Source organism: Microbulbifer sp. ABF4_107 (genome assembly GCF_056312215.1).
Genome location: NZ_CM149983.1, coordinates 3787107 through 3809675, shown reverse-complemented (window position 1 = coordinate 3809675; position 22569 = coordinate 3787107). Strand labels below are relative to the sequence as shown.

At 60.2% G+C, this 22569-nt stretch carries 14 protein-coding genes; 12 read left to right on the top strand and 2 right to left on the bottom strand.

The window, feature by feature from the left end:
• The first annotated feature begins 190 nt into the window (after positions 1 to 190).
• On the top strand, positions 191 to 2272 hold the full coding sequence (locus ACYX4K_RS15595; RefSeq protein ID WP_475091229.1) for a S8 family peptidase: 2082 nt from the start codon (positions 191 to 193) through the stop codon (positions 2270 to 2272).
• An 84-nt stretch (positions 2273 to 2356) separates the two neighbouring features.
• On the opposite strand, the gene ACYX4K_RS15590 is transcribed toward ACYX4K_RS15595, so the two are convergent.
• On the bottom strand, positions 2357 to 2899 hold the full coding sequence (locus ACYX4K_RS15590) for a carboxymuconolactone decarboxylase family protein (RefSeq protein WP_475091230.1): 543 nt from the start codon (positions 2897 to 2899) through the stop codon (positions 2357 to 2359).
• Positions 2900 to 3134: 235 nt separating this feature from the next.
• Between ACYX4K_RS15590 and ACYX4K_RS15585 the strand changes: the two genes are divergently transcribed.
• The 11 genes from ACYX4K_RS15585 to ACYX4K_RS15535 all read left to right on the top strand — a co-directional run bounded on the left by ACYX4K_RS15585 (position 3135) and on the right by ACYX4K_RS15535 (position 21532).
• Positions 3135 to 3707 (top strand): TetR/AcrR family transcriptional regulator, encoded by a 573-nt coding sequence (locus tag ACYX4K_RS15585; protein ID WP_475091231.1) that lies wholly within the window; start codon positions 3135 to 3137, stop codon positions 3705 to 3707.
• A gap of 287 nt (positions 3708 to 3994) precedes the next feature.
• Positions 3995 to 4999, top strand: a complete 1005-nt coding sequence (locus ACYX4K_RS15580) for a hypothetical protein (protein WP_475091232.1) — start codon at positions 3995 to 3997, stop codon at positions 4997 to 4999.
• A 29-nt stretch (positions 5000 to 5028) separates the two neighbouring features.
• On the top strand, positions 5029 to 5508 hold the full coding sequence (locus tag ACYX4K_RS15575; RefSeq protein WP_475091233.1) for a hypothetical protein: 480 nt from the start codon (positions 5029 to 5031) through the stop codon (positions 5506 to 5508).
• Positions 5509 to 5605: 97 nt separating this feature from the next.
• A complete protein-coding gene (locus ACYX4K_RS15570; RefSeq protein WP_475091234.1) occupies positions 5606 to 6661 on the top strand; it encodes a hypothetical protein in 1056 nt (351 codons plus the stop codon).
• 62 nt (positions 6662 to 6723) lie between these two features.
• Positions 6724 to 12918, top strand: a complete 6195-nt coding sequence (locus ACYX4K_RS15565) for an OmpA family protein (RefSeq protein WP_476178722.1) — start codon at positions 6724 to 6726, stop codon at positions 12916 to 12918.
• A gap of 32 nt (positions 12919 to 12950) precedes the next feature.
• Positions 12951 to 15755, top strand: a complete 2805-nt coding sequence (locus ACYX4K_RS15560) for a CshA/CshB family fibrillar adhesin-related protein (RefSeq protein ID WP_475091236.1) — start codon at positions 12951 to 12953, stop codon at positions 15753 to 15755.
• A gap of 168 nt (positions 15756 to 15923) precedes the next feature.
• A complete protein-coding gene (locus tag ACYX4K_RS15555) occupies positions 15924 to 17168 on the top strand; it encodes a sterol desaturase family protein (protein WP_475091237.1) in 1245 nt (414 codons plus the stop codon).
• Between the two features lie 244 nt (positions 17169 to 17412).
• Entirely contained in the window at positions 17413 to 18033 is a 621-nt protein-coding gene (gmk, locus tag ACYX4K_RS15550) for a guanylate kinase (RefSeq protein WP_475091238.1), read from the top strand.
• Between the two features lie 300 nt (positions 18034 to 18333).
• Positions 18334 to 18597: a DNA-directed RNA polymerase subunit omega gene (rpoZ, locus tag ACYX4K_RS15545; protein WP_231759024.1), complete on the top strand. Its 264-nt coding sequence runs from the start codon at positions 18334 to 18336 to the stop codon at positions 18595 to 18597.
• 58 nt (positions 18598 to 18655) lie between these two features.
• Positions 18656 to 20773: a bifunctional GTP diphosphokinase/guanosine-3',5'-bis pyrophosphate 3'-pyrophosphohydrolase gene (gene spoT / locus ACYX4K_RS15540; RefSeq protein ID WP_475091239.1), complete on the top strand. Its 2118-nt coding sequence runs from the start codon at positions 18656 to 18658 to the stop codon at positions 20771 to 20773.
• Positions 20774 to 21148: 375 nt separating this feature from the next.
• A complete protein-coding gene (locus ACYX4K_RS15535) occupies positions 21149 to 21532 on the top strand; it encodes a RidA family protein (protein ID WP_475091240.1) in 384 nt (127 codons plus the stop codon).
• Positions 21533 to 21650: 118 nt separating this feature from the next.
• Here ACYX4K_RS15535 and ACYX4K_RS15530 read toward each other — a convergent pair whose 3' ends face one another.
• Positions 21651 to 22529 (bottom strand): NAD-dependent epimerase/dehydratase family protein, encoded by an 879-nt coding sequence (locus ACYX4K_RS15530; RefSeq protein WP_475091241.1) that lies wholly within the window; start codon positions 22527 to 22529, stop codon positions 21651 to 21653.
• Positions 22530 to 22569 lie beyond the last annotated feature (40 nt).

The window sequence follows — 22569 nt, the reverse complement described above, 5'->3', positions numbered from 1 at the left end:
AATCCAAAGAGTTGTCCCCATTTTCAATTGCGGGCGCAATGAACCTCCTCGTTATACCAAAACCTTGGGAAATAAATCCGCAACAAAATTGCGGGGAAAACCCGGGTTGCCGCACAGGAGTATCGCGGTGTTTTCACGGCGGCTCTACCCAGCGCCGCCGATAAAAATAATTATGGAGAAATTCGCAACAATGAAATTATCAGCGTTATTGAAACCTTCCCCCGGTGCCGTCCTCGGCGCAGCGACGCTTTTGCTGAGTGCCACCTTCGGCGCGAGCTATTCAGCCCATGCCGTCGAGCCGGAACTGTCCGCCATGTCTGTGGCGGCGGACGAGGTGATTACCGATCGCATCATCGTGAAGTACAAAAGCACTCTCGCCGGTGCAAACTCCATGGCCATGTCCCAAACCGCAATCGATCGTATCGCGCAAACGGCCGGTCACCGCTTCAAACATATGCGCCGCCTGGCGACCGGTGCGCAATTGATGAAGCTGGAAAAGCGCGCAAGCAAAATGGAGTTGGACGCAATCATTGCGCGACTGCAACAGGACCCGCAGGTGGAATACGCAGAGCCAGACCGGTTGATGCAACCTATGGCAACCCCCAACGACAGCAACTACAACCAGCAATGGCATTACTTTGAAGCCACCGGCGGCCTCAACCTGCCTGCGGCCTGGGATGTGACTCAGGGGGAGGGCGTTGTGGTTGCCGTGATCGATACCGGCTATCGCCCGCACGCGGACCTCAATGCCAACCTGCTGCCCGGCTATGACATGATCTCCGATACCACTGTGGCCCAGGATGGTAACGGCCGTGACAGCGACGCCAGTGACCCGGGTGACTGGTCCCCCGCGGGCGCCTGTGGTGCGGGACAACCGGCACGCAACAGCAGCTGGCACGGTACCCACGTGGCCGGGACGATTGCCGCTGTTACCAATAACGGCACCGGTGTGGCCGGCGTTGCTTACAAGTCGAAAATCGTACCCATCCGCGTACTTGGCCGCTGTGGCGGCTACACCTCAGACATTGCCGACGGCATTATCTGGGGTGCTGGCGGCAGTGTCAGTGGGGTTCCGGCCAACGCCAACCCGGCGCAGGTATTGAACCTGAGCCTGGGCGGAGGCGGTGGCTGCGATACCACCACACAAAATGCCATCAATACCGCACGCAGTCTCGGCACTACGGTGGTAGTGGCCGCGGGTAACTCCAATGCCAATGCCGGGAATTACAGCCCGGCGAGCTGTAACGGGGTTATCACTGTAGCCTCCACCAACCGCGCCGGCAGCCGTGCCTACTACTCCAACTACGGCAGTGTGGTGGATGTGGCAGCGCCCGGTGGCGAAACTTCCGTGAGTTCCAACGGCGTACTTTCCACACTCAACAGCGGCTCTCAGGGCCCCGGCAGTGACAACTACGCCTTCTACCAGGGCACCAGCATGGCAGCTCCCCACGTGGCGGGCGCCGCGGCACTGCTGTACGCCGTTGATAGCGGAATTACTCCGGACGAGGTTGAGTCCACCCTGAAGAATACGGCGCGCGGCTTCCCCGGTTCCTGTAGCCAGTGCGGCAGCGGTATTGTCGACGCGGCGGCGGCAGTAGACGCGGCCAATGGTGGTGGCGGTGGCGACCCGCAGCCTGGCGATGGCGAGCTGACCAACGGCGTGGCCGAGACCGGCCTCTCTGCAAGTTCAGGTCAGGAACTGCGCTTCACCTTGGATGTCCCGGCGGGTGCGAGCAATCTGAGCTTCCAGATTTCCGGTGGCAGCGGCGATGCGGATCTCTACGTACAGTACGGCAGTCAGCCCACCACTAGCAGTTACGAGTGCCGCCCCTACCTGAACGGTAACAACGAGACCTGCACCATCAGCAATGTGCAGGCAGGCACCTATCACGTAATGGTACGCGCCTACAGCAGCTTCTCCGGCGTCAGCCTGGTGGGCAGCTTTGACGAAGGCGGCAGTGGCGGCGGCGCCACCGGCTGGACCGAAACCAACGTAGCCGGTGCGGCCAACGCCTGGCAGCACTTTACCCTCGATGTAAACAGTGGCATGGCATCACTGGAAGTGCTCATGAGTGGAGGCAGCGGTGACGGCGACCTGTATGTGCGCTTTGGCAGCCAGCCCACCACCAGCAGCTACGATTGCCGTCCCTATCGCTGGGGCAACAACGAGAGCTGCAGCTTCAGTAACCCGCAGGCGGGCACCTGGTATATCAGTATCCGCGGATACAGTGCCTACTCCGGCGTAACCCTGCAGGCTGAAGCCGCCCCCTGATAGCCGTCACAAGAACGACCCCTCCTTGATTGGCCGGCCTTTGCCGGCCTTTTTTGTAGCGGGTTTTTATCCGGCAGGAACGGATTACTTCACAAACGGCTGGAACTGCTTGTCGACCGGAGTATCGGCGAAGTGATTGATGTAATTACTCATCACCTTCTGCGCGACACCCACAATAATTTCCAGCAGCTGTTGTTGGCTGTAGCCCATATCGTAGAAGCGCTTTACTACCTCGTCGGATACCACACCGCGATCGCGCACTACCGCCAGGGTTGTCTCCCGCAGTACTTCCAGTTTTTCCGTCGGCAAGGGCGTTTTATTGCGCAGAGCCTCGTTGATTTCGTCGTCCACTTTCATGGATTTGGCAATCGCGCTATGGGCGGGCACACAGTAGTGGCAACCGTGCTCCACATTGATTGCCTGCCACACAACGGTTTTTTCCTCAGCAGAAAAGGAAGTATTGAGAAACTGTTCGTGCAGCACCTGATAGGACTTCAGTGCCGTCGGTGCCTCTGCCATTACCCCGTGCAGGTTGGGGATAGAGCCGAACGCATCAATGGAGTTCTGCAACAGCGGCTTGCTGTCTTCCGGTGCGCTTTCGATATCGTGAATCTTGAAGTCGGACATATCGTACCTCTTTTTCCTCTCTTACCTCTCGTGCCTCTGGGCGTGTAGATCACCTGACAAGTGATAGTGATCAGCTCGGGCAACCGCACTGGCGGCCCATATTTTTGAGCAGATGATCAAGAATGCACAACCTACCCAATTTTGAGCAGCTGTTCAAGACCTGGCAAATTTGCCGAAACCGGCTCCCGGCCATAAAATTGAGCGCCTGATCAACCCATCAACCAGGTGAAGCACCATGGCCAACACGGCAAAATTCGATCGCCGGGAAGTGCTGGAAAGCGCTACACGCCTGTTCTGGCAGAAGGGTTATCACGGCACCTCCACGCGGGATATCCAGCAGGCTACCAACCTGAAGCCGGGCAGTATTTATGCAGCATTTGGCAGCAAATCTGGACTTTTTAGCGAAGTTCTGCACTTTTATGCAGACAGTATGGCAGGCCAGCTGTCGCAGGTTTTAACTGAACACGACACAATCATCGGCGGGTTGCGCGCCTTCATGCGCCACGTGATCCTGGAGGGGGGCGACGATGCGCCCAGCGAGCTGTGCCTGCTGGCCAAATCCCTGTCGGAGCTGGAAGAGGGCGAGGCAGAATTACTGAATGAGACCCGCAGACTGCTGGCAGCGACCGAGCAGCGTTTTCAGCAGGCGCTGGCCAGGGCCGTCACCAACGGTGAGCTGCCCGTGAGCACCGATACCGCTCTGGCAGCGCGGCAATTGCAAATCCAGCTGATCGGCCTGCGCAGCTATTTGCGTGCCACCGGCGACAGGGCCGCCGTCGAGGAGCTGGTTTCGCGGTTGTTTAATTGATCCTGTCGCAGCAGCGCGCGCAGGGATCAGAGAGTGCGGACCGACCCGCAATGGCTCGGCCCACTCGCCATTCAGCCGGTACTCGTTGAATTACGCGTCCAAAGCTCAAAAATTCTCCGTTCTTTATTGGTTTAATGAGGCGCAACACCCGCGAAACCTGTAATCTCGCACCTAATCGTGTCAATATTGCCGCAGTGAAAAACCAAAAATTACTGTGACTCTAATCACAAATATAAGTATTCGTTCGGAAATACATTTACGTCTATTAAGACCACTAAGGGGTAACCATGGGTATCTTTGTCCGCAACTGGCTCGCCGGGTGCGTAGCACTGTCGCTGTCCCAAATTTCATTCGCGGCCGGCACAGATGCCGGTACCGACATTACCAACACCGCTACGGCGAGCTTTACCAATAGCCTCGGTGCCTCCCAGTCCGTTGACTCCAATACAACCACGCTGAAGGTCGACGAGTTGCTGGACGTAACGGTGACTTCCAATGACTCAGGCAATGTCTCCGTGGTTTCCGACGAAACTGGCGCAGTCCTTTCGTTTACGGTTACCAACACCGGTAATGGTGAAGAAAACTATGACCTGGACATCGACAGTGCATTGACCGGCGATGATTTTGATCCGGAAAACGTCCAGATCTATATCGATGCCAACGGCAATGGCAGCTATGACCCCGGTACCGACACCCTGTTCACCCCGGGCAGTTCAGCCGCACCGCTCCTGGATGCCGACGGCGCCATCACCGTATTCCTGGTTTCGGATATCCCCGACGCACTGAGTAACGGCGACACTGGTCTCGTCGAACTGACCGTAGAATCGGTGACCGCTCAGGCCAATGCCGGAGCGGAAGTTCCGGGCTATGTGTTTGCCGGTCAGGGCGACGGCGGCGGCGATGCGGTAGTAGGCAGCAGCACGGCCCTGGTGAGCGAACAAAACGCCTATCTAGTTGCACAGGTGGAAACCACATTCACCAAGAACCAGAGCATCGCCGATCCCTTTGGTGGCACCAGTGCGGTTCAGGGTTCAATCATTACCTACACCCTCACCTTCGAGTCTACCGGCACCGGCACCATTACCGGCCTGGTACTCAGTGACAACATCCCCGATAACACCAGCTATGTTGCGGGCTCCATTACCCTCGACAGCACCGCAAAAACCGACGCATCCGGCGATGATGAGGCCACATTTGAATCCGCTGCGTCTCCGCAACGTATCGATGTAAACCTTGGGGATGTTACCCCCCCAACAACACACACCGTTACGTTCCAGGTGCAAATAGACTGAGCCCTGACGGACAGCCATAGGAGGTTGCCTTGAAAACAACACTCATTGCCCGGGCACTGGGCGCACTGATATTCGCCATCGCCATGCCTCTCGCGGCCGCGGTGGAGTTGGAAACCCGCGCCTACCGCGAGGTGGAAGTGAACAGTGCCAGTGGCACCCCGGAGAAAAAGCTGGAAGCACTGGAACGCGCTGCACCGGGCCAGGAAGTTGTGTATGTGATTCGCTACCGCAACTCCGGTGACGAGCCGGCGCAAAACCTGGTTGTGAATAATCCGGTCCCCGCGCAAATGCGCTATGTCGCCGATTCTGCCGAGGGGAGCGGCACCACCATAGAGGTCAGTGTCGACGGCAGTAACTTTGCGGATCTCGCAACCCTCACCGTCACCGCAGACGACGGCTCCACCCGACCAGCTCAGGCGGACGATGTCACGGCGGTGCGCTGGATCCTGAACGGTAATCTGCCCGCCGGCGGCTCCGGTGAGGTGCGTTACCGGGCAGTACTGAAGTAGACAGTGAACCCTTTTTTAAAACAGCGAAATAAGAACACCTTAGATATTTATCGGTTGCTCATCGCACGGAAGATCAATAAACCAGGAGTGAATCCCAGTGAACTTCTTCAATAAAAATGCCCGCGGACTCGCCTCCCTGGGCGGCCTGCTCATGGCAGTTCTAGCCCCCCAGGCGCTTGCAGACGGAACCGCTGCGGGCACCCAGGTAACCAACACCGCCAGCGTGGAATACCAGGTAGGCGGCGTGGCACAAACACCAGTCGACAGTAATGACGAAGTGTTTACCGTCGACCGCGTCATTCGCATGACCCTGACCCCCGACGACAGCCCGGTGACTACCGTTCCCGGAGCCACCGCACAGGTCACCACCTACACCCTGACCAACACCTCGAACGACACTCTGGATTTTGACCTGAGTGCGATCAACGCCGCGAATGCGGATATGGGTGCTCTCGGAACCGACAATATCGACGCCAGTTCCGTAACCGTATTCTGGGACACCAACGGCAACGGTGTTTATGACCCCGGTACCGACACCGCCACCACGGTTGACAATCTCACCGGCGACGCGGGCGGCAGCGATGACAACCAGACCAAAGTGTTTGTGGTTGTCGATGTCCCCAGCACCGCCACCGACAGCGATATTCTTGGCGTCGAGCTGACCGCGTCGGCGCTCGACGGTGATGGCAGCGCGCTGACCGAAACCAGTGGCGCCAACACCACCGGTGAAGACACAGTGTTTGGCGATATCGCAGGCGCTACCGATGGAGCGCGCGATGCCGCAATCAGCAGCTACGGTGCCTACGCGCTGGAGTCCGCCAGCATTGCGGTCGCCAAAAGTTCAGAAGTGATCGAAGACCCGTTCAACGGCACAACTGATCCCAAATTCATCCCGGGTGCGACCGTTGAGTACTGCATGGTTGTTACCAATAGCGGTAGCGCGGCGGCCACCGACGTTACCCTGACGGATGACTTCCCAAGTCAAACCACCTACGTGGCCAATTCCATCGCCACCGGTACCGGTGGGACTTGTGGTGCCAATACCGATGGCACACCCCTGGGCTCCGAATCTGGCGGCGAGGTCACTGCAACCTTCACCTCCGTCGGCGCCAGCAACAGTGTCTGGGTCAGTTTCCAGGTCACCCTGAACTGACGCCAGTATGGGGGCTCCCGGGGTGATCTATACCCGGGGCCCTTTACATTGAGTACCCCAAGTTGGATCTGCGATCGCAAGGGCGGGCCACGGCGGGCTACGCAAGTCCGTTGCGTACCCTAAGCGCCGGCAAGCCCATTGCCTGGTTATGCGCTTCAGCATTTTTGTGGCTGGGCCTGCTGCTGCCTGCTCCCCAGGCTTTGGCCCAGGCCGACCAGATTCGCAATATCGCGCAGGCCAGCTGGCTGCACCCGAAAAACCCCACGGCAACGCTCTCGCAGGATTCCAACCCGGTCAGTGTCACGCGACTGGAGCTGCCCGCCTGCACCCCCTCCAGCGCGCATTTCTACCAGCACTTGCCTGGCGAACGTGAGATCTCCGGTGCCGCAGCGCGATACTTCGATGGCGGGGCGTTTCTCGATACATCGGACAACCGCGTACCACTGACAGCCGCGACCGCGTTCGACGGAACCGCGCTGGAACTTTCCGCCGTCAACAGTGCGCCCGCTACCGTTTATCACGCCGGTGAACCCATCCTGATCTCGGTGGAGGATGCGAACCGCAATATCGACCCCCAGCAGCGGGAAACGATCGAGATTTCGCTGCACACCAGCTACGAAACCGGCGCACTGAATCCGAGCAGTCTCATCCCCGAGCGGGAAACGCTGTACCTGCTGGAAACCAGCCGGGATAGTGGCCTGTTCAGTGCCGCCATTCAAAGCCACGGACCCATCGACGAAATACCGGTTCGGGATGCCGACGGCCAACTGGTACTGGGGGTTAATGCCCGTTTAACCCTCGGCTACGAAGACCCCATGTGCGCGGGGGAAAGCGCGCGCGGCGAGGTACGAGTAGACCCGCTCGGTACCGTGTTCGACGCGGTGGACGGTCTCCCGGTGCTCGGGGCAACCGTTTCCCTGGTCAACGCCGACGGCACCCCTGCAACCGTTTTTGCCGATGATGGCGTGACCCGGATCGACCACCAGCAGGTCACCGGCGAAGTGCTGGGTGCAGATTCCCCGTATTTTCGCTTTCCCTATGTCGCCCCCGGTGACTACCGCCTGGTAGTGGTTCCGCCGCGAGGCTACACCGCACCTTCGATTCTGGCCGATGACGAAATGCCCACCTCACCGAGTGGCGCGCCCTATCAGGTCGGGCCGGGCTCACGCGGCGACCTGTTCAATGTTCCGGTGGGGCCCGCGCTGGTGGTGGATATCCCCCTGGACCCGAGCGATGACGCGCTGCTGCTGGAGAAATCCGTATCACAGGCAGTCGCCTCGGTCGGTGATTTTCTGCAGTACCGCCTGAATATCACCAGTCAGGTAACCGCCCCGACAACCGCGGTGACGGTCACCGACGAATTGCCTTTCGGTATGCGCTACCGCAGTGGCTCTCTCAGCGTAAACGGCGAGCGCCAGGGCGACCCGGATATCTCGGCGAATGGCCGCACCCTGCAGATTGCCACCGGTGATCTGGCTGGGGGCGCACAGACTGAGGTGCGCTATGTGGTGGAAGTGGTGGCCGGCGCACCCACTGGCGACGCGGTCAACCGCGCGACCGCGCGCGGCCTGAGCCCCGGCGGTAGCAGCATGTCCTCCAATCAGGGGCAGGCCGCGGTGCTGGTTACCGAGCCACTGATGAGCGACCGCTTTACTCTGGTGGGACAAGTTTCTGCCGGCGCCTGTGGTACACCCTGGTCGCAGCTCGACGGGGTTGCCGGTGTTCGCCTGCTGCTGGACGACGGCACCTACGTGGTTACCGATAGCGATGGCCGCTATCACTTCGAAGGCGTCCGGCCCGGCACCCATGTGGTACAACTGGATATCGACAATCTCCCGGCGGGCTGGGAAGCGGTCTCCTGTATCGACAATACCCGCTTTGCCGGCAGTACCTACTCCCAGTTTGTCGACGCCCAGGGCGGCAGCCTGTGGCGAGCGGACTTTCAGTTGCAACCGGCCCGCGCGGGCCTCCGTCTGCAGACGCAAAGCCCGACCGTCACCCCCATACTGGAGCCGGCGCAGCCACACCGTTATACCTTCTACGGTAACTTTGCCTCCGGCGACGACCAGCTGCTGCCAGAGTCCCTGCAACAGCTGGAAGCACTGAAAGCCGAGCTGCAAAAAGCGGACGTGGTCTCCATGGAGGTTACCGGCCACACCGATACCCAGCGGCTTTCGGTGCGCGCACAGCAAAAGTTCCGCGACAATTACGGTCTGTCCATCGCCCGCGCAACCACCGTGGCACAAGCACTGGCCGGTGCCACCGGCCTGTCCGCTGATCGCGTCACCATCGGTGGTCTCGGACCCTCCAGGCCAATTGCCGGCAACGATACGCCTGCAGAGATGGCGAAGAATCGCCGCGTGGAAGTCACCGTCCTTTCCCGCGCAAGCACCAGAGAAGTTGTGGTCGGTGAGCGCAGGCGGCACCGGCACCAGGTGGAGCTCGATACCAGCAGCCACGGCTTCGGAAACCTGCGCATCACCGCAATGATTCCCTCACAGTTACAGTATGTCCCGGGCACCGCAGAGCTGGACGGTGAACTTGTCGCCGACCCCAATCAGAACGGTGAGATGTACCTGTGGCGGCTGCAAAACAGCACGCAAACGGGCGCCACCAGTGCTGTCTCCGGCCTGCGTCGCACCTTCACCTTTGAAACCGAAGAGCTTTGGCGGCGCGATGCGCCATCACAGCAGTCGGTAAGTGACTCTACCGGTGGATGCACACAACCGCTGAACATCAAAATCAACGCCCTGATCGATACCGACAGCGCCGCCAATATCCGCCTGCCGGTGGTAGAAAATCGACTCGATTGCGGCGCCGCGAATGTGGACGGGAAACCTGGCGAGGGCGCCACCCTTGCGCAAGACCCCGTCTCCGGGGACAGCGGCCACCACACCACCGCAATCTCCGCCGCAGTGCCGGCCTCTCCGGAACCGACACAACCTCAGGAGTCCGCAAACCAGTCGTCCGTTCGCGCCGCCGGTGGCGACACAGACTGGCTGGCGCGCGCGAGCGGCCAGCGCGGATTCCTGTTTCCCCAGGAGCGACACAACCCTAGAGCACCGGCTCTGCGCGCGGTCATTGCGCACGATATCGGTGAAATAGTGCACCTCACCATCAATGGCGAGCCCGCACCGGCCATAAGCTACGAAGGGATCAAAAAGTCTGCCGACGGGCGATCCGCCATCAGTGTATGGCGGGCACTTCCGCTTTCGGAGGGTGGCAACCTGCTGCACGCCACGGTTGTCGACGACAGCGGTGCCCAGCTCCGGAAGCACGAGCGCGAGGTGCATTTTGCCAATACCCCGGCGCGCGCTGTGCTGCTGGCAGATCAGTCGCAACTGGTCGCCGACGGCGTGAGCCGCCCACAAATTGCCATTCGAATTCTCGACCGCGACGGCTACCCGGTGCGCGACGGCATTACCGGCAGTCTCGACATTAGCGCCCCCTACGAGGCGTGGCAGAGCCTCGACAGCCGCCAGCAGCGGGACCTGGTGGGCATGGACCGCCTGCAGCCCCAGTATCAGGTTGTCGGCGATGAAGGTATCGCACGCATCGAGCTGGCGCCGACCACCCGCTCCGGCGCCTTTACCCTGAACTTCCGCTTCCGCACCAACGTCGATTCCGTGCGTGAACAGCAACTGCAGGGTTGGATTGCGCCGGCCGCGCGGGATTGGGTGGTCGTGGGCTTCGCCGAGGGCACACTCGGCTACAGCACCATCAAAAACCAGATGGAACCGCTGCCCGAGGACGTGGAGTCCGGTACCTATACCGATGGCCAGCTGAGCTTCTACGCCAAGGGCCAGGTCCGTGGAGAGTGGCTGCTTACCATGGCCTACGACAGTGACAAGCCCCGCGACACCACATTGATGGCTCCCATCGATCCGTCACGCTACTACACCCTGTACGGCGACGGCACCACCCAGGTTTACGGTGCCGCCAGTCGCGACAAGCTGTACGTGAAGATGGAAAAAGGGCAGTTCTATGCACTATTCGGCGACTATGAAACCGGTCTGGTGCATACACAGCTGTCCCGCTACAGCCGAACCCTGAACGGATTCAAGGCGGAGCGCAGTGACGGCCCTCTGGTATTCAGCGTATTTGCCGCCGATACCGAACAGAATTACGCGCGCGATGAAATTCAGGGCAACGGTACCTCCGGCCTCTACCAACTCAGCTACCCCGATATCGTGCTCAACAGTGAGCGCATTCGCCTGGAAACACGGGACGCCATTCATCGCGATACGGTTCTCGGCAGCCGCAGCCTGGCGCCGTTTATCGATTACGAGATCGACTACGCCGCCGGCACCCTGTTTTTCCGCGAACCAATCTTCAGTCGGGATGGGGACTTCAACCCGGTATACATCGTTGCCGAATACGAGACCCAGGGCAGTGACAACCGCCAGTTCAATGGCGGCGGGCGCGTGGGCCTGAACCTTTGGGAAGACACCCTGGATATCGGTATCAGCGGGCTGCGGGACGACAGCGCCGCGGGCACCACCGACCTCACCGGCGTCGACCTCAGCTGGCGTTTTGCCGATGACAGCGAGCTGCGCCTCGAGTCCGCGCAGAGCGACGGGACACATCAGGGCAGTGCACGCAGTGGCGACGCGTGGCTTGCGGAAGTGGAGCACCACAGCAGCCGTTTTGACCTGCTGGCCTACAGTCGCAGTCAGGATCAGGAATTCGGTGTAAACCAGCAGAACCTCGGCGATAGCGGCCAGCGCAAAACCGGTGCCCAGGGTCAGGTGTACCTTGCCCCGGGCTGGTCACTGCAGGGTGAGGCCTACCGCCAGCAGAACCTGGACAACGACGCAAACCGCAACGCCGCCAGCGGCAGACTGCGCTATGAAAATGACGCCGGCAGCCTGGCCGTCGGCGCCCAGCATATCGTGGACGAACTGCCGGCTTCCGACAATTCACAGGTATTTGAACAGGCGGAATCCTCCCAGGCGGTGGTCACCGCACGGCGCAAGCTGATGGAGGGCAAGCTCGATGTTTCCCTGCAGGCCGAGGCCAGCCTCGACGACCAGCAGCGTCAGAGCGCGGACTACCCGGATACATACTTGCTCGGTGCCAGCTACGCGCTGACCGACAACACCCGCCTGCTGGCAGCCCAGGAATTTACCGACGGTGATGCACAGAACACCACAAGCAGCCGAATGGGTGTACAGGTAGAACCCCTGCGCGGCACCCGGGTGACCACCACCCTGAACCAGTCGCGGGTAGACGACTTCGCACCGCGCCATTACAGCCAGCTGGGGCTGACCCAGGTGGCCACGCTGGGAGAAGACTGGCGCCTGGATTTCGGGCTGGATGCGAGCCGCTCACTGGATGGCGACTGGCAGGATGTCACCAGCGAAGACAACGTTTATCCACAGGCCAACCGCGAGAGCCCGTTCGGCCAGTCATCCCTCAGCAATATCAGCGAAGACTTTGTCGCAATCACGGCCGGCGCCACCTGGCGCGGCGAGTTCTGGGGCTGGCGCGGGCGCCTGGAAAACCGCCGCAGTGACAGCAGCGACCGGTTCGGAATGACTACCAGCTTCCTGCGCCAGGCCCGCGCCGGAGTGGCCTTTGCCAGCAGCCTCGACGCATTCCGCTCGGAACTGAACGGCGGCGTGAAAGCGGACCTGGCGAGCCTCGACCTGTCCTGGGCCTGGCGCCCGCTCGGCAGCCAGTGGTCACTGCTCAATCGCACCGAATTCCGCTACGAAAGTATCTGGGACCCGGCGCTGGCGACCAACCTGGGTATCTACGGTTTTGACGGCCTGACCGCAGCCGATGCCCGCAGCCGGCGCCTGATCAATAATTTTGCCCTCAACCGGGTATCCCGGGAGTGGCAGGCAGAAGACCGGCACGGCAACCTGTTCCAGCGCTACGAGCGCAGTCAGTGGTCCCTCTATTACGGCGCCAAGTATGTGCAGGACAATTTCGACGGCGTCGATTACTCCGGGTATACCGACCTGCTCGGCACCGAGTTCCGCTTTGACCTGAACGAATGGATGGATGTAGGGCTGCAGGCGAGTGCACTGAACTCGTGGACTGCCGGCACCCATGTGTACTCGTTCGGTCCGCAGCTGGGGCTGTCGCCGGTGCGCAATGGCTGGATCACCCTTGGCTGGAACCTGCGCGGCTTCCGCGACCGGGACTTCGAAGCCGCCCGCTACACTGCCCAGGGCCCGTACCTGCAGCTGCGCTTCAAGTTTGACCAGAACACCCGCTTCGGCTTTGGTGACGCGGCGGAGGATCAGTGATGTTGGCGAGGCTGTTGTTGGAGAGACCGTTGTTGGCGAGATTGCGACGTTTTTATATCGCTCTCTGTGGGCTCGCCGTGCTGCTGGCTTCGACGCTGTGGGCTAACCCGGCAGTGGCAGACAACTGTTATCACGCAACCGCACAGGGCTCTACAGGCCCTGCGGATTGGGAGACTTACTGCTGGCTGGACCTTTCCTCGTACAATGACGTCGCCGCACGCTCCGGGGCAGGGCAAAACTTCACCTACAACCTCCCCGATGGCACCGTCATGACCTTCAACCTGAGGGTCAGTGGCTCGGCGGCGAGGGCGGCTGCCACGCCGTCCTGGTCCGGCGCAGCCGTGGGGAATACCGCATTCCTCGGAATAGCCGGAAGGCCTGTGCTCTATCAGGTCAGTGGGGGCACCACGACGGCGACCATTTCCAATATCAACCTAGCGCCACCGGCCGGAGGCACGGTTACCAATTATATGTTTGTCGCCGGTGATGGGGAGTCTTCGAACGGCGGAGAAAGCCTGCGCTTTGAGACCAACGGGGGAAACTGGGCACTGCTGGACCGGGCAGGGCCAACCAGCGGCTCGTCCTATCCGGGCATTTCAGGTGTCGGCAGCAGCGATGTTCAGATCACCGGGCGCTCGGGCACGGTAGGCGCCCACATTGTCGGGTCCAGCGCGCCAACCGCGGTCACCACTACCCTCGTCGGCAGCGGATTACAGGGCGCCATGTTCGCTGTGCGCTTTGCCTCGATCCGTCTCAATTCCGAGATCGCCGGCGGACGTGTCGATGCCTCCGACCAGTTCCGGTTCTCCATCAACGCCACCAACAGCGGTGCGGTACTTGCCGAGGGAACCTCGAGCGGCACCGGGCCGGGGCCGTTTACAGGAGCGACCCTGTCGAGCACAGCCGCGCTCCCGCTGACACTCAACCAGTCGATGGCAAGCGGAAGCAGCAGTGCGATCTCGCGCTATCGCACGGTGCTGACTTGTACCAACCCAACGGGTTCAAGCACGCCGCTCCCGAACAACGTGGAGACTATTTCCTACAACTTCGGCACTCTGCAGTATGGGGATGCGGTGCAATGTACGTTCTACGAAACCGAAGTACCCATCGCGAATTTGTCCAATTCCAGCAAAAGCGTCTCGGACATCAATGGCGCCGATGCCAATCCCGGCGACATATTGCGCTATACCATCACGATCAATGAATCCGACGGCGTATCGGCCAGTGGTATCCGTGTCACCGACAATATCGATGCCCTGCTGGAAGACTTCACCGTAGTCAGTTTGCCCGCGGGTGCCACCGACTATTCCACCGCCGGTACCGGGCCGCTGGACGTGCGTGATATCGACCTACCGGCCAACGGCTCCGCGGAAATTGTCTTCGAAGCGCGTATCGCCGCCGGCGCCATGCCCGGTGACACAATCAACAATACCGCAGTGGTGATTCACCCCGTTGACGGATCTACCGTGCAGGTGACGGCGCCTTCAGTGACTGTTACTTCTCCCTTCCCTCCGTCAGAGGGCATCAAGAAGCTTTACCCCTATTACGCCAGTATTTCCGGCGCGAACCGCAATACTCTGCAGCGAATTGTACCGGGAGCGAATTCAAACACGACTTTGAGTGAAGGGGGTGCAACCACGCTGACGATGACGCCGCAAACTCAGGCACCTCTTAGGTTAACCGCCGGAAGTATCCAAATTCCCCTGTGTATGCGCCGCAGCACCTATCTCGACGGTAGCACTCGCTCGCGCACAGTGAGCGTCCAATTGGATTATGTGGGCGCATCAAGTGGCACTATTGGCAGCCAAACGCGAACCGTGGGGTTAGAACTTTTTAGCTGGCTGCCAATTATGTTCAACATCGACCTTCCCAGTGATGTCACGTTGAATCCAGGCACCGCCATCCGGATGAGGGTAACCAACGATTCCAGTGGCGCGGGGCAGCGAGACACATACTTGAGTTCTACAAGTTGCGGCACTGGCGATTCCCATGTGGCCTTTGATACCAGCACCGTGATCAATGTGGATAGTGCAATTGTCTACAGCTCGGCCTATCCCGCCACCACAACTCAGGCCTCCTATGGCGCGGGCACACAGGCATTTATCCGCGCTGTGGTGAGCGACCCGTTTGGCAGTTTCGATATCACCGGCGCTGCCATCGAAATCGCCGATGCAAACGGAAACACCGTACAGTCGCTGACTGCCATGACAGAAGTTAACGACTCGGGCGTCGCTACCAAAACCTACGAATTCCCCTACACAATCCCGCCCGCTGCGGCCAGGGGAAACTGGACCGCGCGTATCACCGCCTATGAAGGCACCGAAGGCACGGTGACCCACTCGCGCGTGGTCACTTTTCAGGTTGGCGGTTCGCCCGTGCTTTCGGTGTTGAAGGTCAGCAACACCGTGTCGGACCCGGTTAACGGCACCGCAAGTCCCAAGGCAATTCCCGGCGCGGTGATTCATTACACCCTGCGCCTGAGCAACAGTGGCGACGGGCTCACGGATGTGGACAGCCTGATACTGCGCGATGCACTACCGGCTCAGGTGGATCTCTACGTGGGGGATATGGGCGGCGCGGGCAGCGGTCCGGTCGCCTTTACCGACGGCAGCCCAGCGAGTGGGCTCAACTGGCAATTCAGCGCACTGAACAGCAACAGTGATCACCTGGACTTCTCCACCGACGGGAGCGACTGGAGCTATACGCCGGTGCCGGACGCCAACGGCTTCGACTCAGCGGTACGCTATATTCGACTGAAACCCGCAGGGCGCATGAACGCACAGTCGGGCGGTGCCGACCCCTGGGCGGAATTTTCATTCCGTGTGCGGGTGAGGTAAGTCCGGCAAGCTGGGCTATGTCGCGCCCGGCGGTCCGCCCGTCGGGGGCTGATAAATCCCCGACGGATTTCGAAATCCGGTCTTTGGGGACATTGTGCAGGTGGCGGCCTGTGGCAGTATGGCTGGCAAGATCACAACAACAATAGCCAGACAATCTTCGAGGTCCCCGTGGGTTTAGTCACCGCTGCCATTCCCTTTTTCCTTCTCGCCGTGCTGATCGAGCTGGCGCTGGACCGCTGGCGCGGCTGGGGTCTGTACCGGCTGAACGACGCCATTGGCAGCCTCGGTGCCGGCATCCTGAGCCGCATCCTGGGGCTGGTGAAAGTCGGCATCCTGATGCTGCTGTATATCCCGCTGTATCAGTGGCTGGAACCCACTTACCAGAGCCTCGGCATCAACTGGTCCCTGGACAATCCCTGGCACCTGCTGCTGGCGGTAATCGCCTATGACTTCTGCTACTACTGGAAGCACCGCATCTGCCACGAGATCAATATCTTCTGGGCGGAACATCTGGTGCACCACCAGAGCGAGGACTACAACCTCACCACCGCCCTGCGCCAGTCCAGCGACCTGGTGCCCCTGGGCTGGATTTTCTATCTGCCGCTGCTGCTGATCGGCATGCCCCCTGAAGTGCTGATTACCGCCGGCGCCATCGACCTGATTTACCAGTTCTGGGTACACACGCAGAAATTCCCCAAGGTCCGCTGGATGGAGTGGATCCTGGTCACCCCCTCCAACCACCGGGTGCACCACGCCCAGAACAAGGTGTATGTGGACCGCAACTACGGCGGTGTGCTGATCATCTGGGACCGGCTGTTCGGCACCTATCAGGAGGAGCTGGACGAGGAACCCTGTATCTACGGCGTGCGCAAACCCCTGAATACCTTCGACCCCCTAGCCGCCAACCTGCAGCACTTCAAACGCATGTGGCTGGACGCGGTGTACACCAAAAGCTGGAAGGATAAGTTCACCCTCTGGTTCCGCGCCACCGGTTACCGCCCGGCGGATGCGGAAGCGGCGATGCCGGTTCCCAGTGGCGACCTCGATAATTTCCACCGCTTCGACCCGCGGATTACCCGCGGCCTGCGCTGGTACGCCCTGGCTCAGCACCTGGTCTACTCGATAGCCACCCTGGCACTACTGCAGTTCAACAAAGATCTCGGCTATGGACTCACCGCACTGATGGTGCTGATGCTGGTGATCGGCCTGGTCATCAACGGTCGTATCCTCGACGGCGAACCCCGCACCCGCGGGTGGGAAATCGGCCGGCTGGCACTGCTCGGCGCCACCATTCCCCTGTTGCCCCTCGCCATCTGGGCCGCGGTTGCCGGATACTGCCTGGTAAGCGCGGCTGTCTGGTGGGTGTTGGTTTTTACCAACAAAGACGATACAGTCACCTCCGTTAGTCATTAACGCTAGGAATCCGCAGTAGCCCCGGGACTTCCCCAAAGTCCCACAGGTTGAGATTCCGCAGGCACCCCCGACCGGGTTCGGAAAACCTGCCTCCCCGTGGCAGGCGGACCGGAAAAGCCCAACACTTTGCCCCCAGCACCGGTCGGGGGTCGCCTGTATTGCGTTCGCACCCTGCCATCCGCATTCGTTATAATCCCCGCCCTACAAGCCCCACTCCATTCACTTATTTGCAGCAAGGTTCGCCGTGTCCACAGGTACTCTCTATACGGTCTCCGCGCCTTCCGGCGCCGGCAAAACCAGCCTGGTAAAGGCGCTCATCGAGGCCGACACCCAGGTCACCGTATCCGTATCCCACACCACCCGGCCCATGCGCCCCGGTGAAATCGACGGCATCAACTATCATTTTGTGGATCGCGACGGCTTCATCGCCATGCTCGGCGAGAGCGCTTTCCTGGAACACGCCCAAGTTTTCGAGAATTTCTACGGCACTTCCAAGGCGTGGGTCGAAGAAACCCTCGCCAGCGGCCGCGATGTGATTCTGGAAATCGACTGGCAGGGCGCGGAACAGGTGCGCAAGCTGATGCCGGAAACGGTGGGCATTTTTATCCTGCCCCCGTCCCAGCAGGCCCTGCTGGAGCGCCTGACCGGCCGCGGCCAGGACGACCAGGCGGTGATCGACAAGCGCATGGCCCAGGCAATCGATGAGATGTCCCACTACGTGGCCACCGATTACCTGGTCATCAACGACGATTTCACCACCGCCCTGAACGAACTGCGATCTATTATGGTGGCGGAGCGCCAGCGGCTGGTGCGACAGCAGGAGCGTCACTCCAGCTTGCTGCAGTCGTTGCTGCGCAGTCAGTAGAGCTCTAAACAGATTTCGTGGCGGTGACGCTGCCGGGTATGGGTTTGCCAGACGCGCCGTGAACCCATCCATGGGGGCTCTTCTGCGAGGTCCCTCTCGCAGAAGGTCTGGCAAACCCATACCCGGCATCGCCACCTTCGCATCGTACTTTTGGTGCACTTACAGGCACTGTTCGATTTGCGTACACCGCGCGGTCCGGTAGAATAGTCAACCCCGTCCGTGCTGGCGCTGACCGCACAGACAACAGAATTCGTCAATTTTGCCCAGCCGGGCGAACTTACACACTGGAACAGAAGATTTATGGCACGTATTACCGTTGAAGATTGCCTCGACCACGTAGACAACCGCTTTGAGCTGGTGATTGTCGGCAGCAAGCGCGCCCGTCAGATCGCCACCGGCGGCCGTGACCCGCATGTGCCGGAAGAAAACGACAAGCCCACCGTAATCGCCCTGCGCGAAATCGAAGAAGGCTTCGTTGACGCCAGCATCCTGGACGAGCCGGAAGAAGAGCCAGTGCAGCACGCCGCGCCGGCGCCGGTCTTCCTGTCCGAGCAGGACCTGTAATCCTATTTACGACGTATTGATGCAGGATTTGCAGGTAATTTAAGAGGCGATCGCGGCTTTGCACACTATCGACAGTCTGGCCCATCGCCTCTCGTCCTATCTACCCCCCGACCAGATCCAGTTCGTCCGCCGCGCCTACTTCTACGCGGAGCAGGCCCATGAGGGCCAGAAGCGACGTTCCGGAGAACCCTACATTACCCACCCCCTCGCGGTAGCCACTATTCTGGCCGGCATGCATATGGATGCCCAGAGCCTGGCGGCGGCGATGCTGCACGATGTCATCGAAGACACCGGCATCCCCAAGGCGGCTCTGGCGGAGCAGTTTGGGGAGGAAATTGCGGATCTGGTGGACGGCGTCTCCAAGCTGACCCAGTTCGAGACCGACAGCCCTGCGGAAAAGCAGGCGGAAAATTTCCAGAAAATGGCCCTGGCCATGGCGCGGGATATCCGCGTGATTCTGGTAAAGCTCGCCGACCGCCTGCACAACATGCGCACCCTCGGCTCGCTCAAGCCGGAAAAGCGCGCGCGCATCGCCCGTGAGACCCTCGAGATCTACGCTCCCATTGCCAACCGCCTGGGCATGAACGATGTGCGGATCGAGTTTGAAGACCGCTCCTTCTTTGCCATCTATCCACTGCGCGCCAGTCGCCTGCGCGCAGCGCTGGTGGCCGCCCGCGGCAACCGCAAAGAGCTGCTGGAAAAAATCCAGAACGCTATCGAGCTGCGCCTGGAGCGGGAGAATATCGACGCGCTGGTGATCGGCCGCGAAAAGCACCTGTACAGCATTTACCAGAAAATGCGCTCGAAGAAGAAGTCGTTCAAGGAAATCATGGACGTCTACGCCTTCCGCATCATCGTCGACAGTGTCGATACCTGTTACCGGACTTTTGGGGTTATCCACAACCTCTACAAGCCGGTGATCAGCGAATTTAAAGACTATATCGCCATCCCCAAGTCCAACGGTTACCAGTCGCTGCACACCGTGCTACTCGGTATGCACGGGGTGCCCATCGAGGTGCAGATCCGCACCAAGGAAATGGACGAGATGGCGAACAGCGGTATTGCCGCGCACTGGCTGTACAAGTCCTCCGGCGATGAGGTATTGAATACCGGCGGTACCAGCCAGGTGCGCGCGCGCCGCTGGGTGCAGGGCCTGCTGGAGATGCAGCAGCGCGCCGGCGATTCCCTGGAATTTATCGAAAACGTAAAAATCGATCTGTTCCCGGACGAGGTTTACGTATTTACCCCGAAGGGCAAGATTATCGATCTGCCGGCCGGTGCCACGGCGGTGGACTTCGCCTATTCGGTGCACACAGATATTGGCAATTCCTGTGTGGCGGTGCGCATCAATCAGCGCCTGGCACCGCTGTCGCAACCGCTGGAGAGTGGGCAGAAGGTCGAGATCCTGACCAGCAAGAATGTGCAGCCGAATCCCAACTGGCTTAACTTTGTGGTAACCGCGAAGGCGCGCAGTGCGATTCGCCACTACCTCAAGCATCAACGTCACCACGATTCCATTGAGCTGGGGCGCCGCCTGCTGGAGAAGGCGCTGACCAAGTTCCATCTGAAAATTACCGACCTGGAAGAGGAGCAGATCAAGCGCGGGGTGAAAGAGGCCAGGTGCGACACCTTTGACAATCTTCTCGAGGAGATCGGACTGGGTAACCGCGCGGCGTTTTCTGCAGCAAAACTGCTGGTGCCGCCGGGCACCACGGAGACGGAGGCGAGCAGCATTTCCTCGCCGCTGACCATCGATGCCCAGGAGGGCATGCTGATCAGTTTTGCCCGCTGCTGTCGTCCGATTCCGGGGGATACGATCATGGGGCACATCAGTTCCGGTAAGGGGGTGGTGGTGCACCGGGATACGTGTCGGAATGCGGCGGAGTTGCGGGAGCATCCGGAGAATATTATGGCGGTGGCCTGGTCGCCGGATGTGAAGGGTGAGTTCCTGGGGGATGTGCGGGTTGAGGTGGAGTCGGAGCGCGGCATTATTGCACGTTTGGCGACGCGCATTACCGAGGAGGGTGCGAGTATTGAGCAGATCCATGTGGATGAGAAAGATGCTCAGCACAGTGTGATTGCTTTGACTCTGGAAGTTGCTAACCGGGTGCATCTGGCTCAGGTTATGAAGCGGCTTCGCAACCTGCCTGCGGTTATTAAAATCGCTCGTCCTTAATTCTTGCCTTTTCTTTCACTTCGCCCTGTTCGTCCGTCTGCTCTGAACAGGGCCGGGCCGCCTTCGGTGCTCCTGTCAGGTCCGGCCCAGTGCCGGGGTCTACCCGCCAAACAACCTCATCGGCAATCGTTTGTCGGATAGACCCCGGCACTGGGCCTTCTTGGATGCTGCGGATTTTTTTGTTCTTGCGGATGGTTGTTGCGACCTTGTTGTGAAAGTTGGTGGGGTTTTGCTCGAAAATTCCTGGAATGTGGACAGGTTCCGCATCTGGGGATTTGGACCTTTCCGCTGCTCCCCAAGGCTTTCAAACCGCGCTATATTCTCCCGCTTTCTTTTTCAGCTAAGTGGCCCCGTTCGGGCCGGGAGAGGTCATCCATGCCCAATCGTGCAGTGATAAAAACGGATAAAGCACCGGCGGCTATCGGCAGTTATTCACAGGCTGTGAAGGTAGATAACACGATCTATCTGTCTGGTCAGATCCCGCTGGTTCCGGAGACGATGGAGCTGGTTTCCGACGATTTCCGTGAGCAGGCGGTGCAGGTGTTCAAGAATCTGCAGGCGGTGTGTGAGGCGGCGAACGGTTCGCTGGATGATCTGGTGAAGTTGAATCTGTATCTCACGGACCTCGCCAATTTTGCCACGGTGAATGAGGTGATGGAGGAGATGTTTACCAAGCCGTTTCCGGCGCGCGCTGCGGTGGGTGTGAGCCAGCTGCCGAAGGGTGCGCAGTTTGAGGCGGAAGGGATTCTGGTTATCTGAGGATATTCTCGGATTTAGTCCGAGGAATTAGCCCGAGAACCGCCATGCGCCGCTCGCGATTGATCGATCAAGGGCGGCGCACTTCGTTTAGGCTTTTCTTTTTGAGCTATTTTGCGGCTCAGTCATTTTCCAGCAGGGTGCGGTAGCCGGCGCGATAGTCGGGATAGAGCATTTCATAGCCGCTATCCAGCATGCGTTTGTTGCTCATTTTCTTGGAGCGCCGTTCGCTGGTGGCCACTTCTTCACGCAGGTGGGCGCTGGTGTAGCCCATGGATTTCGCCAGCCAGCTCTGCAGCTCGTACATGGGGACCGGGGTACAGTCGGCGCCGATGTAGAGTTTTTCCAGCGGCATGCCTTTTTTCTGGCCCTCGATCAGGTGGGCGAGGAAGCCGACGGCGTCGTCCACGTGAATGCGGTTGCTGAACTGGGGTGGTGACGGCGGGGCGCAGCGGCCGGCGCGGACCTGGGACAGGAGTCGGTCGCGACCCGGGCCATAGATGCCGGCAAAGCGCACAACGCAGGTGTCGACGTCACTCTGCTGGGCAATTTTTTCTGCGGCGAGCAGGGCTTCGCCCTGATAGCTGCCGGGCAGGGGCTGTGAGCGCTCGTCGAGCCACTGGTCGCCGCTCTGGCCGTAGACACGGGTGGAGGAGACCCACAGCAGCAGGCGCGGGGGCTTTTCCATATCCGCGAGGGCCTGGCGCAGGCAGGTGGCGGTTTCGACGTAGGCGCGTTGATAGGCTTGCGGGGTGCTGGCGCCGGGGGTGAAGGTGGCGATGACCACGTCGGCACCGTTACTCAGATGGCGGTGGATATCTTCTGCTTTTGTAGCGTCGCCGCGACGCCAGTTGACCACGTCCGCTCGACGCTTGCGGGCCAGCGCCTGCAGCGGATTTCGTCGCACGCCAAATACATCGTAGGCCTTGCGATCCAGCTTCAGTGCCAGACGGGTCCCCAGATCCCCGCAACCGAAGATCCAGACTTTTTCCTTTGCCATAACCGCTCGATTAAACCCCCGGGTATCGAATTCCGACCCC

Bases quoted from the DNA above. Each gene is read 5' to 3' on its own strand.
- ACYX4K_RS15595 (WP_475091229.1), top strand. From the start codon at position 191: ATGAAATTATCAGCGTTATTGAAACCTTCCCCCGGTGCCGTCCTCGGC.
- ACYX4K_RS15590 (WP_475091230.1), bottom strand. From the start codon at position 2,899: ATGTCCGACTTCAAGATTCACGATATCGAAAGCGCACCGGAAGACAGC.
- ACYX4K_RS15585 (WP_475091231.1), top strand. From the start codon at position 3,135: ATGGCCAACACGGCAAAATTCGATCGCCGGGAAGTGCTGGAAAGCGCT.
- ACYX4K_RS15580 (WP_475091232.1), top strand. From the start codon at position 3,995: ATGGGTATCTTTGTCCGCAACTGGCTCGCCGGGTGCGTAGCACTGTCG.
- rpoZ (WP_231759024.1), top strand. From the start codon at position 18,334: ATGGCACGTATTACCGTTGAAGATTGCCTCGACCACGTAGACAACCGC.
- ACYX4K_RS15535 (WP_475091240.1), top strand. From the start codon at position 21,149: ATGCCCAATCGTGCAGTGATAAAAACGGATAAAGCACCGGCGGCTATC.
- ACYX4K_RS15530 (WP_475091241.1), bottom strand. From the start codon at position 22,529: ATGGCAAAGGAAAAAGTCTGGATCTTCGGTTGCGGGGATCTGGGGACC.